Genomic DNA, 16,027 nt, shown 5'->3' on the forward strand with positions numbered 1-16,027 from the left:
TAGCTATTTTGCCAACGTAAAAAACAAGGTAAAATCACCGCCCTTTATCAATAGTAGCCTGACCTCATGAAATTAAATCCCGGACAACAAGAAGCTGTAGATTATGTAAGTGGGCCATGTCTGGTATTAGCGGGTGCAGGTAGTGGAAAAACAGGCGTAATCTGTCAGAAAATTGCCTACCTAATAAAAAAATGTGATTACAAGGCACGCAATATTGCCGCGGTAACCTTTACCAATAAAGCGGCACGTGAGATGAAAGAGCGTGTCACTAAAATGTTAGGACGAGACTTAACACGAGGTTTAACGGTATCAACCTTTCATTCGCTGGGACTTGATATTGTTAGAAAAGAAATTAAAACCTTAGGTTACAAGCCTGGTTTTACACTATTTGATGACCAAGATACCTTAGCGCTACTAAAAGAATTAACTGCAGAGCAACTTGATGGCGATAAAGATCTCTTAAATAAATTGCAATCGATGATTTCGAATTGGAAGAATGATTTACTTCTTCCTGATGCGGCAATGAAACAGTCGAGCGATGCAGATACGTTACAATATGCACAGTTTTATCAACAATACCATCAGCATATGAAAGCGTATAATGCGCTAGATTTCGATGATTTGATTTTGATCCCAACGCTACTGCTAAAAAACTATGCGGAAGTAAGAGAGCGATGGCGCAAAAAAATTCGCTATATGTTGGTCGATGAATACCAAGATACCAATACTAGCCAATACGAACTGGTAAAATTAATAACTGGAGAGCGCGGCCGTTTAACAGTAGTAGGTGACGACGACCAGTCTATTTATTCATGGCGTGGTGCCAAACCACAAAACCTTGTTTTGCTCGGCCAAGATTACCCCTCCTTAAAATTAATCAAACTCGAGCAAAACTACCGTTCAAGCGGTCGTATCTTAAAATGTGCCAATATTCTTATTGCTAATAACCCGCATGTTTATGATAAATCGTTATTTAGTGAATTAGATTACGGTGTTGAGTTACGCGTTTTACAGACCAAAAATGAAGAACATGAAGTAGAACGTGTTGTTGGTGATCTGATCGGTCATCGATTTTTAAATCGAAGTCACTATAAAGACTATGCCGTGCTTTATCGCGGTAATCATCAGTCTCGTCTACTCGAAAAAGCCTTAATGACCAACCGCATTCCCTACAAAATTAGTGGTGGTACATCATTTTTCTCTCGCGCAGAAATCAAAGATGTCATGGCATATTTACGCGTATTAGTTAATCCAGACGACGATAATGCGTTTTTGCGTATTGTAAACGTACCGAAACGAGAATTAGGCCCAGCAACATTGGAAAAACTCGGCAGTTATGCCAATAAACGACAAATTAGTATGTTCGCTGCAAGTTTTGAATATGGGTTAGAAGAGTACTTAACGGGTCGTGGCTTAGCAAAAATGCAAGCTTTTACTCGTTGGCTGGTCGAAACCGCCGACAATGCAGAGCGCGGCGATACCGCAGCTGTACTTAGAGGTATGATCCGAGAAATAAATTATGAGGATTGGCTCTACGATACATCTCCAAGCGCGAAAGCAGCAGAAATGCGCATGAAAAATGTTACTGAGCTTTTTAGTTGGATCACGCAAATGTTAGAAGGTTCCGACGATGAAGAACCCATGACTCTGCCGCAAATCGTCACACGATTAACACTTCGTGACATGATGGAGCGTAACGAAGAAGAAGAATTTGCCGATCAAGTACAATTGATGACCCTGCACGCCTCAAAAGGATTAGAGTTCCCTTATGTCTACTTAATCGGTATGGAAGAAGGGTTATTGCCGCATCAAACAAGTATAGACGAAGGTAATGTTGAAGAAGAAAGGCGGTTAGCCTATGTAGGGGTTACACGGGCTCAGCGCGAGCTCACCTTCACCTATGCTAGAGAGCGGCGTCAGTTTGGTGAAGTAGCACGCACAGATACCAGCCGTTTTTTACATGAATTACCACAAGATGATTTAAACTGGGAAACAAAGAAAGCAACAAAAACACAGGAAGAAAAGCAACAAACCGCTAAAGCAGGTGTGGCGAACTTAAGAGAGTTACTTAAAAAGAAAAATTAACACGCGATAAAGTACGACAGTGACTGAAACTGATTGATCACTTTATCAGTTTCAGTGTTGGCTTTAACTATTCTGGATTTTCCATGTCGTAAAAGATTGCTTCTGTAAACGTTACCAATGCACCAATATTATTGCCTGACCACGCCCTATTAATATGTGGCTTCATCGCACCAATAATGCCTGTAAACTTGCGATAGCTACCTTTTTGATAACTTTCAAAACACTTTTGAGTAATTTTGTGCAATTGTCCTTTACCTCTAATCGCTTCGGTATAAATCACACTATAATTATTAATAAATGGATGCAGTACTTCTAAGAACTTTTCCGCATGCTCATTTTCTTGTAACAATTTAGCTCGGTTTTTTACTATCTCTTCATTTTTTCGTGCAATAACTGCGACAGACTCAAATAATATTTTTGATTCTTTTTTAGCATTAGTGGCATCTCTTTTAGCCGCCACTAATTGCTGCTGCAAAGCTTCAGCCCTAAAATAAAAATAAATACTAACACCAATAAAAACGGCTAAAACAGCCAATAAAAACATCATAATTAAACCTACAACTACAAATTATAATTACTATCTGGGGCGGTCGAATCACTAATTCGAGATAAAAAGATGTAAGGATCAATATCCTGTACACTTGGCGACTGACAATCGTACCTAACTTTTAACGAAAACTCACCCAAGTTTGCAAAAAGTTGCTGTTTTACTGCTTTTGCAAGTTTATCTAAATTACGTTGAAGGTCTTCTGGGCGTTGATGTGGAGCTAAAAACAAATATTCGCCTTCATTTATCACCCCCACTTTTACAAACTCTTCCTTAATGTCATTAATAAGTATGGCAAGCGCAGATACAACTTCCGCAACAACTTTTTTATTAAATAGGAAAGTAAGCTCATTCCAATTATCAATGGTAAAATAACCGACTGCTAACGGGTACTCGAAACGTCGCGCCATTTTATAATGGTATTGATACAATTTTTTGCTATAACTCGGTCCTGCAATGTAATCAATCGGTTTTTCAACTTCATCGTATAGGTGTTTAAGTTTGATTTTTCGTAATTTAAACCCTAACCAAAGACATAGTAAAAACAACAGGACAATAGACACAATTAATACACTGATCAACTGCCGTTGTTGTTGGTATTTTACTTGATATTCTTGAGTCAACGTAGATTGATTGGCAAATTGAAGTGAAAAATCTCGACGTTTTTGACTAGTCGCATTATTCGGTTGATTTAAGTTTGTCTGGTGACGATGATTACGATCGAAAAGCTTTTCTTTTTCCGTATACTTAAAGTATGACGCTAATGCTTTATCTAACTGCCCTAAATCTCGATACATGTGAGCAGCCATCAAATGCAATTCATTTTGCACTTCTGTTAACTCAGTAGTCACAGAAATCCGTTCTGCTTGCTTAATATAACGATACTGCAGCGCTTTATTATTAAGCTGTTGGTGAACTTTAGCAAGGTCGACTAAAACCGCTAAATAAGGCTGCGTTAAATTATAACCTTGAAACCCTTTTTCAGCTTTATTAAATAATGCCAACGCCTGTTGATATTCGTGTTGTAAATAATGCGTTTTACCAAGACCAGATTGGGCATATGCAACACGAATGGGTGCATTTCTTTTTTTCGCAAAGCTAAGTGCTTCCCAAAAAGCATTATAAGCGTCATCTAACAGACCTAATGCCAAATAAGAACGGGCTAAGTGGTAATACGTCTGATCAATATTTACCACTCTTTTTGATTCAAAGCGAAGCTTTAGCACTTTATTATACAAAGAAATTGCCGTGTTATTATCACCTAAATAATAATGCGCACTTGCCAGTAAGTTAATCAAAGCAATTCTATCGGATAGGCTAGGTTGTTGTTCAAGTAACTGTTCAACCTTTTCTATATCATTTAATGCACTGTCATGTTGAGCTAGCAATGCGTTTGCCATTGCACGGTAGCTGATGGCATAGATTAACCACTCTACATTATTGTGCTTTTTCGATATAGCAACCGCGCGCTCAGCGACTTCTTTAGCGCTATTAAATTTACCTTTGTAGTAATAACCTGCCGCCACTTTTAATAATAGCCTCAGGTTTATCTGCTTATCTACATTCAGCAGCGACACGCCATCTTGTGCAAATTGTAACGACTTCGCGAGATCACCTGTATTTGCGGCGGCATCGGCAAGTAACGTGAAAACTTTCGCCAAGGTATTATTGTTATAAAACTGTCTTTGTTTAATCACGCGCTGAGACAAGGTTAATACTTCATTGTATGGTATCGACTCACTATCACTATCGTATAATTTGTTAACCCAGTTAATATTTTCAACAATACCAACGCTAGCACGCTCTTCGGCGTTTAAACCTGTGCTGAGGGTACTGATTATAATGGCAAAGACAAATAGCGTGCGGATCATCGGATGAGCTTTCATCTTCCTTTATTTCAAGGAGTTATTAAAAATATCGTATGAAGTTTACCATATAAATAATATTTATGGTTTACAAGTTATATTCTCTGTCTATAATGGCAATTGAGCAGCTAAAGCTCGATAAGGGCAAATCTAGCGAAAGCTAGAGACGCAAAGTTACCGGTCTAAGGGGAAACCTACGGCAGCGGAACTACCAAATTTAGACATAGTGGGGGCTTGTCTACTTTAGGCATTTCTTAAGCTATATGTTTCTTTATTAGCACTAACTTTGCGTGCTCCCTTGTCCTCTTTTATCGCTGATAACACTCCTTTATTTCCAGTATTTTGTTATAGCTAAAATCAGATAAATGTCATGAGGCAATTTATTTACAATAATTTGCGATAAACGCTAGCACTTTGTGAAAAATTACTAGAGAATGAAGTTATAACAATAAAGATAACTCGCAGTAATATTTAGGGGATGGGTGATTTTGAAATACCATGATTCCATCAAACAAGCTGAACAAAAATCAACGCTAACCATTAAGCAACTAAACTTATGGCACCTACCAGCGTCGCCGATAAACTATTCAGTCTGTTATGAGTATATCATTGGCAAAACACCTGAGCTAAATAGACAAATTAAACAGCAGTTATCACTCGGCAAAAAGTTAGACGAATATTTCATTCAAGAGTTATATAAACAATATATACTCGGTCAGAGTAATTTTCGAGAAGAGATAATCACCGATATTGATGACCTAGTTGATAATTTAGCTACTAATAATCAACAATCAATGCACAGTGCGGATACTTTACTTCGCAAACTTGACCATAATATTATTGATCTCAAGTCTAATAATCAAAAAGCCATTACCAATGCCGTTCAACAAATAGAACATGCTTCAAAGAGTTTTAGACAAAAACAGCAACAACTCGCTAAACAACTCTTATTATCAAAAAAACAATCACAAACATTAAAGTCTGAGCTGGCTGAAATTAAGAAAGAAGTCTACTTAGATCCATTGACTGGATTGTACAATCGAAAAGCATTGAATAAGAATTTAGAACAGTGGACGCTTGAAGATCCAAACAAACAAATTGCCGCGATAGTTGTAAATGTTGATAAGCTATCTGCAGTTAGTGATAAATTCGGCGGATTAATTAGTGATGTTTTGCTGTCTAAAATAGCAAATAAAATTGGTACTTATGTAGGGGATAGTGGCTTACCTGTGCGTTCTGGTCATGATGAGTTTCTTATTTTATTGCCAGAGATCGAACGAGGCATCGCAAGCGAGATAGCAGAAAAAATTCGTCAGGGTGTAGAGAAATTAAGATTTGTTAGTAGTAAGTCAGGGGTTAGATTACCACACATGACTATTTCACTGGGTGTAAACGATTTTAACCTGTCACAAAATGTAGAGTCCGTCATTAATTACACCCGAAACTTAGTCACAGACATGCAGCGTCATACTGCGAACAAAATTACCGTCGCAACCTAATCAGACATCGATTCAACTTTAGCAATTAGCGCCATCAATGTTTGTTCACTAAAGACTTCTATACCATGTTGTTGTAACAATGCAGCAGTAACTCCTTGGCCAGGTATTTTCGTACCATTAAACGAACCATCGTAAATAGTATTACTACCACAGGATGGGCTAGATTCTTTTAACAACGCATATTTAATTCCATGTTTTTTGCATATATCTAGTGTCTGATTAGCACCTTTTACAAAAGCATCGGTAACGTTTTTACCTGAGGTGTCTATAATCAACCCATTTACTCGCTCAGCTGGTAAACGAGGAATAGACAAACCGCCTGCAACTTCAGGACAAACTTGTATTATTCGACCTTGATGACGCCAGCGCTCTATTACCTCATTGATAAGTTTCTGATGACCACCATCATACCTTACCAACTCACCCATCAAGCATGCACTTACTAGTATTTTTTCCATTATTGACCGTTAGTTAAATATCGATAAAAAGCGTTTAAATTTTCTTCCGAGATCAAGTCTATCGCTTCAAACCATATAGACTGGCTATAACATTCAAAATGTAGCCAATAATGGGACTGTCGCCAAGTTACATCATAACTGACCCTGTCAGCACCAAGGTGAACATTATCCAACGAAATTTCACGATATCGTTCGAGTAGTGACTCGAAGTAATGCGCCACGTCTTCTTGTGACCAATCACTGTTAAATGCATCTATCGACTTTTCATTATCTATACAAATAATGTTATTAAGCTGTTGCCATTTAATTTTTTCCACACACCAAGACAATTGATCTATCCCAAAGAAATGTTAATCGGTTGCATATAATACAAAAAATCTGAGACAGCTTTGATCTTTTTTCATATAATCGAGGTAGGCAATTAAATTTTCTAATCAAACACAAGAGAGATATGGGCATGAAAAAATTTACGCTAGCAGTTGCTGCTACTGTGATGATGGCATCTCCGGTATTCGCAGGCGACATCGCCAAAGGTAAAGCAAAAGCAATGGTTTGTGGTGCTTGTCACGGTGCAGAAGGCGTTTCTACAAACAGTATGTGGCCAAACTTAAAAGGGCAAAAAGAGCAATACCTATACAAGCAGTTAAAAGATTTTAAATCAGGTGCTCGTAAAGATCCGATGATGTCTGGTCAAGCAATGTCATTAACAGACGAAGATATGAAAAACTTAGCGGCATATTACGCGAGTTTAAAATAAGTATTCTTATTTTTAAGCGCTCAAAAGAGCGCTTTTTTACCCGAATACTTAGTTATCGTGCGCCTTAATGAGACTTAAAAAGGGCTCGCCATAACGCGCTAATTTAGTTTGTCCGATACCTGATATATTTAGCATCTCAGCTGATGATTTAGGCTTAAAGCGCGCTAACTCTGATAAGGTTGCATCATTAAATACAATATAAGGCGGTATATCTTCACTGTCTGCGATGTCTTTCCTTAATTCACGTAACTTAGCAAACAACGCTCTATCATATTGACCACCACGCTTGTCTTGGCGCCAATAACTAGCTTTTTGTAATCTTGGTGTCGCTAAACTTAACGCTTGTTCACCTTTCAAAATAGCTCTCGATGCTTCTGTTAACATCAGCGCGGAGTGATTAGAAATATCTTGCTGTAAATAACCTAGATGATTGAGTTGACGAATAATTGCATACCAAAATCCTGGCGTTTTATCTTTACCAAGCCCAAAAGTAGATAACTTATGATGTTTTGCCTGTTCAATTTTTTCATTGTGTTGACCTCTTAATACGTCAACAAGGTATTTAGCATTGTGCCTTTGTTCTAAGCGATAAACACATGACAGCACCATTTGTGCAACTTTTAATCCATCAAACTGACTTGGTGGATCTAAGCAAATATCACAATTTCCGCAACCTGAGGTTGTAAACTCGGCAAAATAATTCAACACTAACTGACGTCGACACGTTTGAGATTCTAAAAAGTCGCTTACGGCAGCAAAGCGCTGTAATTCAACATGCCGCTTATGTTCATTTTCGGTGTCATTAATACGTTTTTGAATGCGCTCAACATCCTTCTCATCATGCAAATATAACGCCTCTGCTGCTAACCCATCTCTTCCCGCTCGACCTATCTCTTGGTAATAAGCTTCCAATGTTCTAGGCGGTTCAAAATGAATAACAAATCTAATATTGGGTTTGTTTATACCTAAACCGAATGCAACAGTTGCAACAACCACTTGAATATTGTCTTTAGCAAAACCATCTTGAACTACAGCACGAATGTCATTTTCCATCCCTCCGTGGTATGCAGCGCAGTTTATACCTGACTTTGCCAACGCTTCACTTAATTTTTCCACCTGCCAACGGCTACTACAATAGACGATGCCTGCATCTTGTCCACGCTTTTTGATATAGCTGATCACCTGCATCACACCTTGATACTTATCAGCCTTTGTTAAACGAATATTAGGTCGATCGAAACTATCAAGTTGAATGTACGGATCATGTAAATTCAACTGCTGTAATATATCTTTTCGTGTTGTTACGTCCGCCGTTGCTGTGAGCGCAATCACCGGAATCGTAGGAAACTGTGATTTTAGTATAGCTAATCGTGTGTAGGCCGGTCGAAAATCATGCCCCCACTGAGAAATGCAATGTGCTTCATCAATAGCAAATAAACGAATTGGCAGCGCATGTAGCCCTTGTAAAAAATAGTGCTGTGTCAAGCGCTCTGGCGCTACATATAGTAACTTCAATTGACCATTAGCCAAACGTGAAAATGTCTCTTGAACCTCTTGGCTCGATAACGTGGAATTGACGAATGCAGCCGGAATACCTTGTCGATTTAGACTATCCACTTGATCTTTCATTAACGCAATTAACGGTGAAACAACAATAGTGATGCCATCTAGCAAAGTTGCAGGCAATTGATAGCAAAGTGATTTACCACCACCGGTAGGCATTAATACCAGACAATCTCTTCCTGATAAAATTTGCTCAATAACGTGTTGCTGACCAGCCCTAAATTCAGAATACCCAAAAACTTCTTGTAAGTTTTTTTGTAACGTATTTATTGGTTCAGCAATGGATAGTTCACTCAATGTAAAGTCTTCTCGAAATAACAAGGGGAGTATTTTACCCGAATATACAGATGAGAAGAAAACTTTCTTTTTCTTATAAAACGATGCACACTTAGCTTAACACTCTCATCCGACCAGGTATTATGAATCAAGCTGATGTCTTTAAACAAATTGCCCATTTCTGGAATAACGGTATGCCGTTTAACCAATTACTTGGCCTAGAAATCAAAAAATTTGACACTCAAACCTCTGAAATAAGGTTTAAATGGCAAGACAAACTTATTGGCAATCCAATGCAAAAAATACTACACGGCGGCGTAACAGCATCAGCGTTAGATCTCGCAGGTGGTATTGTTGCCGCTGCAAATATTATTCAACATTTAGATGATACGTCCGAAGAAAATATTGCCCGTAGCTTGAGCAAGCTCGGCACAATAGATCTTCGCACTGATTTTCTCCGTCCTGGTCGTGGCGAAGAATTTATCGCCACCGCTCATATCATTCGAAGTGGCAGTAAAGTAGCAGTAGCGCGAATGGAGTTACATAATGAAGAAAACGTACATATCGCGTTTGGCACAGGTACCTATATGGTTGGCTAATGTTTATTGGTTGAAACCCTCCTTAAATTAACGTTACCGTGATAAAATACCCTTTTTGTCATTATTGCATGCCATGACTGCTCAGGAACAAAAGTTAGGCGTTATTAACGCGCTAGCCGCATACCTCTTATGGGGTTTAGCACCAATATATTTTAAGTTGATTGAACATGTACCGGCAGATGAAATAATGGTACATCGTGTCATTTGGTCATGTTTGTTACTCTTCAGCTTTGTACTGATTACGCCTAAATGGCGTATAGCTTCTTCACTTTTAAAATCACCTACTGTGATCGGAAAACTAGCATTAAGTGCTTGTTTTTTATCTTTCAACTGGTTTGTATTTATTTGGGCAGTCAATAATGGTCATATGCTAGATGCCAGCCTAGGATATTATATTAACCCACTGATTAATGTGGCGTTTGGCATGTTATTTCTTGGTGAAAAACTAAGAAAATGGCAGGGTATTGCTGTTAGCCTAGCGATCATGGGGGTATTGATTCAAATTATCACCTTGGGCACATTACCGATTATCTCCCTAACGTTAGCGACATCATTTGCCATTTACGGCTTATTACGTAAAAAACTCCATGTAGACTCAATTGTCGGCCTACTTATTGAGTCTTTTATCATGACACCTGTTGCACTATGTTACTGGGTTTTGTTCGTTGATTCAGACACAAGCAATATGATAAATAATGACGTGTCTTTAAACCTGTTGTTAATAGCTACGAGCATTGTAACTACCGCGCCACTACTGTGCTTTACTGCAGCGGCTAAACGTTTAACCTTATCTACAATCGGCTTTTTCCAATATATTGGCCCGAGTATTATGTTTATTTTGGCAACGTTTTATTATCAAGAGCAGGTTAATAGTGAAAAGCTGATGACCTTCGCATTTATTTGGGTTGCACTGATTATCTACTGTATTGATTCTTATCAAAGCCGACAGCGTCAGGTCACTTGATCAATGGAAGTAGGTATCGTTAAATTGAATGTTGCGCCTTTATTTGGGCTACTTTCAATAGTAATATCGCCATGCAATTTTTGTTTAATAATATTATAAACAATATTCATTCCTAGCCCAGTACCTCCGCTATTTCGCTTAGTGGTATAAAAGGGTTCAAATATATTTAGCAAGACCTCTGGCGCCATGCCATTGCCATTATCCGAATAAGTAATATTAACCAGATTCGTTTGTACTGAAATATCTATCGAAATATTGCCTGACGATTTATTTTCGAAACCATGTTTCAACGAGTTAGTCACCAGGTTAGTGAATACTTGAGCTAATGCCCCAGGTACCGTTTTAACTTCAATATGTTCTTGTCCGCTAACCTCGTAAGTAACACGATGTTTTTTCATTTCAGCAGACAAGGTGCGCATGATCTCATTAATATAATCAACCAGGTTTACTTCTCTTGCCTCACCAACAACTTGATCTGCTGCGACTTGTTTAAAGTTATTTAATAATTCAATCACGCGATTTAATGACGACATATTTAAATCAGCAGCTTGTTCTGTTGCTTCGAAAAATTTCTTCATTTGTGATTTAGTCAAACAGTTTTCTTCAAAGTCTTCTTTGATCGCTCGTGTACTCTCTAAAGCAGAACTCGTCGAGGTTAATGCAATGCCTAGAGGAGTGTTAATTTCATGTGCAACACCTGCAGTCAGTTTACCTAATGACGCCAATTTTTCTGATTGCACTAATTGATTTTGCATTTCCTTCAAGTTGTTAAGTGTTAAGCTCAACTTGCGTGTTGTTCGTTTATTTTTTGCGAATAACCAAACCAACAGAATCGTAACAAATACAGCAACGCAAATAACAATCGCCAATACCATCAGATAAAATTGTTGTTGTGCAATGAGCTCTGAGCGCTCTTCTAATTCGACATTTTTCTGATTGAGTTGCTGACCTTGTTGGTCTATTTGCGATTTTTGCTTGGCGATCAAATCGCGGTTATAAGCAATTCGGCTTTCCATATCGCTACTTTCTCGCTCTTTCGCCTCAACGGCTTTCTGTTGAATGCCGAGCTCTTTTTTTACCTTCGTTAATTGATTAACCATGTCGTTCAACTGCTTTTCTTTAATATCAACGGCTTGTTTTTGCCGTTCAATATCTTTTTGCAACGCAACTAATTGTACTTGTCGTTGCTCTGCAATTTTTTGCCGTTCTTCCAATTGACTATCAAGTAACCGAAGCCTTTTCGCTGTTGCTTTAAGCGTTTCACTTTGCTGTTGTAAGTCATTATGCAGTTCGGCTTCTCGTTGTCGCATCTTTTGCATCGCCAATTCGGTTTCTCGGTAAAGTTCAGCGATAACTATTTCTGTACCTCCGAGTAACAATAACTCTTTTGATGTTGTTAATCCTTCATAAACAATGTTCGATTTATTGACTTCAAATTCAATCACCGATGTATCGTTGTTTAGAAAAAGATTTATCATCGCATTATGCTTGTCTTTACTGTTATAAGTGACAAGCAATGTATCTGTTTTCCTCAAATCTGAGGCAATTAAAGCAGTATCAATATTATCTTTTACGTCAACAAACACTAGATCTGCACTAGCAGCATTTTGCACCACACTAACAAACGTGACTTTAATGGGTTTTTGCTTTACTTGTCTGTCACCCAGTTCGCGTAATACATTTTTATAAAAGTTGCTATCTTGATAAACAGCAATAGTGAAGGATTTTTTTTGGTTTTCTTCTGGCCAAGTGACGTGCTTTAAGAAATTGTATAAGTAAGCTATTTTAATTTGTTCACTATTTAGTTGCTGAGCGTGAACATGCGTAACAATGCAAAATTGCGTCATTAAATACATTATTAACAAACCGAGTTTCTTGACCCAAGAACAAGGCATAGATATTTAACCCTTTTATTATTATTATCCGTACTTTACTGACTTTTTAACTAGAAATCACCTGCTAAATTTGACCGATAAGCTCAAGATAGGTTAGTCTGAAAATCACAGAAAAATAACAATAAGAAGTAAATGCTTAACAAGTCTACCTTAAGTATAGTCTGGCTGTTACTGTTAAGTCTAACGAATCAAGTAAATGGTGAGATACTAGCGTCAGCAGCTACTCCTGCACGTGACGACTTTCTTAACTTTTCACTACAGCAATTAATTGATACACGAGTCACTGTAGCCTCACTTACTGAAGAAACCGTTGCACAAGCACCCGTTCCTGTGACCTTGATCACAGAAAACATGATCAAACAAAGCGGCGCTAAAACCCTGAAAGAATTATTACTTTCCTATGTACCTGGGTTTACCAATGTTGAAGACCAAAATGAAATAAATATTGCTGCACGCGGTATCTTTAGCTCTGCTCAACAAAAAATACTGATTATGATTAATGGTCATCGTTTAAATAGCAGAAGCTATTCAATGGCTACGCCTGATCACAGTATTTCATTAAATAAAGTGCAACAAATCGAAGTATTAAGAGGGCCCGCCTCTTCGTTATATGGCAATGTTTCTCTAACCGCGACCATTAATATCATATTGAAATCCGCGCAAGATATGACGCATCAACAAGCCACTGTCGCCGTCGGCAATTATGGTCAAAAATCTGCAAACCTACTGCTTGGTAACTCTTTAAAATATGCAGACTTTATCTTTTGGGCAGATACGTTTCACGCTGACGGTGAAAAAATAAAGCTAACACCTGAAAATATTTATAGTGAGCATCCTCAACCTAATAGCCAAGCGATTATTTATGGCATCAAAGATAAACATCCTTTTGATGTTGGTTTGAGTATCACGACAGATATTGGTGACTGGCTATTTAATCAAAGACGAAGCCACTATATTGAACCTTATAGTGCGGGCGGTTTAAGCGGCGAACCATATGATTACGATAGCTTTGAAAAAGTAAATGGTACTGGGCCTGGATTTGGATACGTTGCCACTCATGCTGAATATAAGCACAACTATTCTGATCAAGACTGGCAAAGTGAAATACGTGTCTATTATGATCAACATCTTGTCGAAACAGCGGTTGTTGTTGAACCTTTAACACCAACTTACCTAGCACCTGCATGGAAAGAACGTTCACTGGGGCTTTCTAGTACCCTAGAAACTAAGCTGCTAACAGGAGACCTTTTACTTGGTATACAGCTTGAGAATTACAAAGTTTATGCAGGAGAGCTCCCTACAGGTAACACCAGTTATTCAATCACCATGACTGATAACAACCTACTCCCTTCTGGCACTGAAAGTAACTATTCCGGTTTTTTACAATATAAATACCCATTAACTAAAAATTGGCGAGCAAACTTAGGTTTGCGCTACGATTATAAAAATAGAAAGGCAACGAACAATATCAACCAAATAAGTCCTAGGTTGGGTTTCGTATACCAACATCAAGACGTTAGTATAAAATTTGGTTATTCAGAAGCCTTTGTAGATGCCACGTATTGGAATCGTTTTTCAAAACTTACTTCTTTTGTCGGCGCGTCAAACTTAAAGCCTGAGAAACTGCGTTCATTACAAATATCACCATCAATAAATTTTCCCGACGCAGACCTGCAACTGACAAGTAATGTGTTCTATGACCAGTCGGAAGACGTAATATTTAGAGACAATATGGCGACAGAAGTTAATTACAGTAATGCTGGGAAACTCACAACTTGGGGAATTGAGCAAGAATTAAGCTATTTAACCCCTGTACTAAACGTTAGAGCCAACGCCACATTTAGACGAGCCGTTAGTAGTGAAAAAATACCCGTAAATAACGGCTATGTGCATCACGTACCTAAATTTACTGCCAATATCATTACTGACTTCTCACTAACAGAACAGTTAGATCTTCATCTCGCCGTTCGTTATATTGGCAAGCAGTACTCACCAATAGTAATTCAGCGCAATGGTAAAGTGCTTACTGATCGCTTTCCTGAACAAGGTGTTGATTTTTATGCGCCTAAAAACACTGAAAAAGCAGTCTTTTTAGTGAATGCGAATATGCGTTACAACGTAAACGAACAACTTTCATTTGGTGTACGGGTCGACAATGTACTGAATACGCAATATAAACAAGGAGGCACAACAATGCACCCCTACCAACAAAAAGGTCGATGGTTCACTGTAGAGATGTCGATTAATTTTTAATGTTTTGCGCTATGAATCAACTACGGTGATTTGATTACGGCCATTTTCTTTAGATGCATACAGCCCTTTATCGGCAAGCGTCATCTGTTCGGCAAGCGGCAGCTGACAATTAAATACTACACCTAAACTGATAGAAAAATTAATATTTTGCTTATCAAAATCAACAGTTGATATGGCAACTTCTCGACGAAAGTCATCTAAAGTATCATATATAGCCGTTTGGCTTTCACCTGATAATAAAATCGCAAACTCTTCCCCACCTATTCGTGCTAATAAAGCCTCAGGCAATTTTTTACGCATTTTAGACGCTAAATTCTTGAGAATGAAATCACCTGCATCATGTCCATAACGATCATTAATCTGCTTAAAATAGTCAATATCTATCATCGCCAAGCCATAACTGAAATCCGCCTCAATAAAACCCTGTAAGCGCGATTTTACTTCAGAAAAGAATGCTCTTCGATTCGGCAACCCCGTTAAATAATCGGTATTAGCAGCCGTTTGAATTTGTTCAATATTGTGTAAATTTTCTATATTTTGCATCATACGACAATAGAATTCTTCAGTACAAAAAGGTTTGCGAAGAAAATCATCGGCACCATTTTTAATAAAACGTGCCGACAACATTGGATTTTTAGCGCCCGATATACCAATAATTGCTAACTTTTCTCGACTATAATGTTTACGCAATTCATTGGTTAATGCTATGCCATCCATTACCGGCATTTCTAAATCGGTGATCACAAGCTTTATATTGCTGTGTTGTTTTAGTGTTTCTAATGCAGCTTGACCAGTCTCTGCAACAAAGACGGTAAAGTTTCGCCGTTTTAGCAATTGTACAATGTAGTTTCTCGCAGAGCGGGAGTCATCAACGACCAGAACACCAGTGCCTTTATTCGCTTTCTGCCAGTATAAAATACGTTTAAGGTACATGTAGGCTTGGCTATTTTCTTTGGGAATATAATCGATAACGGGCTGAGCTAAAATCGTGGAACGTGTTGTATCATCCATTTTCCCCGTTATAACCACACTTGGAATACCGTGACTCAGTACCGTTTCAATCACTTCACCATTGGGTGCATCTGGTAAATTAAAATCAAGTGTTGCGGCAAAAAAATCTGTATCGCCCTGCAATATTTGCTCGACCTCTAACAACGTACTTGCAGTTGTCACCTCATATCCCAAAGCTATCCCAATTTTTTTGATAACCGCGGCTATCGCATTACTATCTTCAACAACTAACAGTCTATCTGCCACAACTTTACT

Annotated in this window: 13 protein-coding genes and 1 riboswitch; of the genes, 6 read left to right on the plus strand and 7 right to left on the minus strand. The window is 38.2% G+C overall.

The genetic code is table 11. From position 1 onward, the window contains the following. Positions 1 to 66 precede the first annotated feature (66 nt). The gene (gene rep, locus QUE09_RS17125; protein ID WP_286234091.1) at positions 67 to 2,085 is read left to right on the plus strand and encodes a DNA helicase Rep; all 2,019 of its coding nucleotides are present in this window, start codon (positions 67 to 69) and stop codon (positions 2,083 to 2,085) included. Between the two features lie 67 nt (positions 2,086 to 2,152). Here rep and QUE09_RS17130 read toward each other — a convergent pair whose 3' ends face one another. Together QUE09_RS17130 and QUE09_RS17135 are read right to left on the minus strand one after the other, a co-directional pair. Next, positions 2,153 to 2,632 carry a hypothetical protein gene (locus QUE09_RS17130; protein ID WP_286234092.1) on the minus strand — a complete coding sequence of 160 codons (480 nt, stop codon included), beginning with the start codon at positions 2,630 to 2,632 and terminating at the stop codon, positions 2,153 to 2,155. A gap of 14 nt (positions 2,633 to 2,646) precedes the next feature. Next, positions 2,647 to 4,518, minus strand: coding sequence for a tetratricopeptide repeat protein (locus tag QUE09_RS17135; RefSeq protein WP_286234093.1), 1,872 nt, complete (start codon positions 4,516 to 4,518; stop codon positions 2,647 to 2,649). Positions 4,519 to 4,630: 112 nt separating this feature from the next. Further along, a riboswitch (cyclic di-GMP riboswitch) is annotated at positions 4,631 to 4,713 on the plus strand. Between the two features lie 272 nt (positions 4,714 to 4,985). Between QUE09_RS17135 and QUE09_RS17140 the strand changes: the two genes are divergently transcribed. Continuing rightward, positions 4,986 to 5,996: a GGDEF domain-containing protein gene (locus tag QUE09_RS17140; protein WP_286234094.1), complete on the plus strand. Its 1,011-nt coding sequence runs from the start codon at positions 4,986 to 4,988 to the stop codon at positions 5,994 to 5,996. Here the strand turns inward: QUE09_RS17140 and QUE09_RS17145 are convergent. Next, positions 5,993 to 6,454, minus strand: a complete 462-nt coding sequence (locus QUE09_RS17145) for a 2-thiouracil desulfurase family protein (RefSeq protein WP_286234095.1) — start codon at positions 6,452 to 6,454, stop codon at positions 5,993 to 5,995. The genes QUE09_RS17140 and QUE09_RS17145 overlap by 4 nt on opposite strands. Beyond that, positions 6,454 to 6,771, minus strand: a complete 318-nt coding sequence (locus QUE09_RS17150; RefSeq protein WP_286234096.1) for a DUF3630 family protein — start codon at positions 6,769 to 6,771, stop codon at positions 6,454 to 6,456. The genes QUE09_RS17145 and QUE09_RS17150 overlap by 1 nt, the downstream gene beginning before the upstream one ends. Before the next feature lie 140 nt (positions 6,772 to 6,911). Between QUE09_RS17150 and QUE09_RS17155 the strand changes: the two genes are divergently transcribed. Next, positions 6,912 to 7,211, plus strand: coding sequence for a c-type cytochrome (locus QUE09_RS17155; protein ID WP_286234097.1), 300 nt, complete (start codon positions 6,912 to 6,914; stop codon positions 7,209 to 7,211). A 48-nt stretch (positions 7,212 to 7,259) separates the two neighbouring features. On the opposite strand, the gene recQ is transcribed toward QUE09_RS17155, so the two are convergent. After that, positions 7,260 to 9,071, minus strand: a complete 1,812-nt coding sequence (recQ, locus tag QUE09_RS17160) for a DNA helicase RecQ (RefSeq protein WP_286234098.1) — start codon at positions 9,069 to 9,071, stop codon at positions 7,260 to 7,262. Positions 9,072 to 9,193: 122 nt separating this feature from the next. Here recQ and QUE09_RS17165 point away from each other — a divergent pair, with 122 nt between their 5' ends. Further along, positions 9,194 to 9,649, plus strand: coding sequence for a thioesterase family protein (locus QUE09_RS17165; RefSeq protein WP_286234099.1), 456 nt, complete (start codon positions 9,194 to 9,196; stop codon positions 9,647 to 9,649). Between the two features lie 73 nt (positions 9,650 to 9,722). Then, positions 9,723 to 10,613, plus strand: coding sequence for an EamA family transporter RarD (gene rarD, locus QUE09_RS17170; protein WP_286235961.1), 891 nt, complete (start codon positions 9,723 to 9,725; stop codon positions 10,611 to 10,613). Here rarD and QUE09_RS17175 read toward each other — a convergent pair. Then, a complete protein-coding gene (locus QUE09_RS17175) occupies positions 10,601 to 12,460 on the minus strand; it encodes a YfiR/HmsC family protein (RefSeq protein ID WP_286234100.1) in 1,860 nt (619 codons plus the stop codon). The two genes, rarD and QUE09_RS17175, sit on opposite strands and share 13 nt — an antisense overlap. Before the next feature lie 180 nt (positions 12,461 to 12,640). On the opposite strand from QUE09_RS17175, the gene QUE09_RS17180 reads away from it, so the two are divergent. Beyond that, the gene (locus QUE09_RS17180) at positions 12,641 to 14,761 is read left to right on the plus strand and encodes a TonB-dependent receptor (RefSeq protein ID WP_286234101.1); all 2,121 of its coding nucleotides are present in this window, start codon (positions 12,641 to 12,643) and stop codon (positions 14,759 to 14,761) included. 9 nt (positions 14,762 to 14,770) lie between these two features. On the opposite strand, the gene QUE09_RS17185 is transcribed toward QUE09_RS17180, so the two are convergent. Beyond that, a complete protein-coding gene (locus QUE09_RS17185) occupies positions 14,771 to 16,018 on the minus strand; it encodes a diguanylate cyclase (protein ID WP_286234102.1) in 1,248 nt (415 codons plus the stop codon). Positions 16,019 to 16,027 lie beyond the last annotated feature (9 nt).

This window comes from Thalassotalea sediminis (assembly GCF_030295915.1).
Lineage (GTDB): Bacteria > Pseudomonadota > Gammaproteobacteria > Enterobacterales > Alteromonadaceae > Thalassotalea_C > Thalassotalea_C sediminis.

Excerpts from the sequence above, each read along its gene's own strand:
- rarD (WP_286235961.1), top strand. The coding sequence starts at position 9,723 with ATGACTGCTCAGGAACAAAAGTTAGGCGTTATTAACGCGCTAGCCGCA.
- QUE09_RS17180 (WP_286234101.1), top strand. The coding sequence starts at position 12,641 with ATGCTTAACAAGTCTACCTTAAGTATAGTCTGGCTGTTACTGTTAAGT.
- QUE09_RS17130 (WP_286234092.1), bottom strand. The coding sequence starts at position 2,632 with ATGATGTTTTTATTGGCTGTTTTAGCCGTTTTTATTGGTGTTAGTATT.
- QUE09_RS17135 (WP_286234093.1), bottom strand. The coding sequence starts at position 4,518 with ATGAAAGCTCATCCGATGATCCGCACGCTATTTGTCTTTGCCATTATA.
- QUE09_RS17165 (WP_286234099.1), top strand. The coding sequence starts at position 9,194 with ATGAATCAAGCTGATGTCTTTAAACAAATTGCCCATTTCTGGAATAAC.
- QUE09_RS17155 (WP_286234097.1), top strand. The coding sequence starts at position 6,912 with ATGAAAAAATTTACGCTAGCAGTTGCTGCTACTGTGATGATGGCATCT.
- rep (WP_286234091.1), top strand. The coding sequence starts at position 67 with ATGAAATTAAATCCCGGACAACAAGAAGCTGTAGATTATGTAAGTGGG.
- QUE09_RS17145 (WP_286234095.1), bottom strand. The coding sequence starts at position 6,454 with ATGGAAAAAATACTAGTAAGTGCATGCTTGATGGGTGAGTTGGTAAGG.
- QUE09_RS17175 (WP_286234100.1), bottom strand. The coding sequence starts at position 12,460 with ATGACGCAATTTTGCATTGTTACGCATGTTCACGCTCAGCAACTAAAT.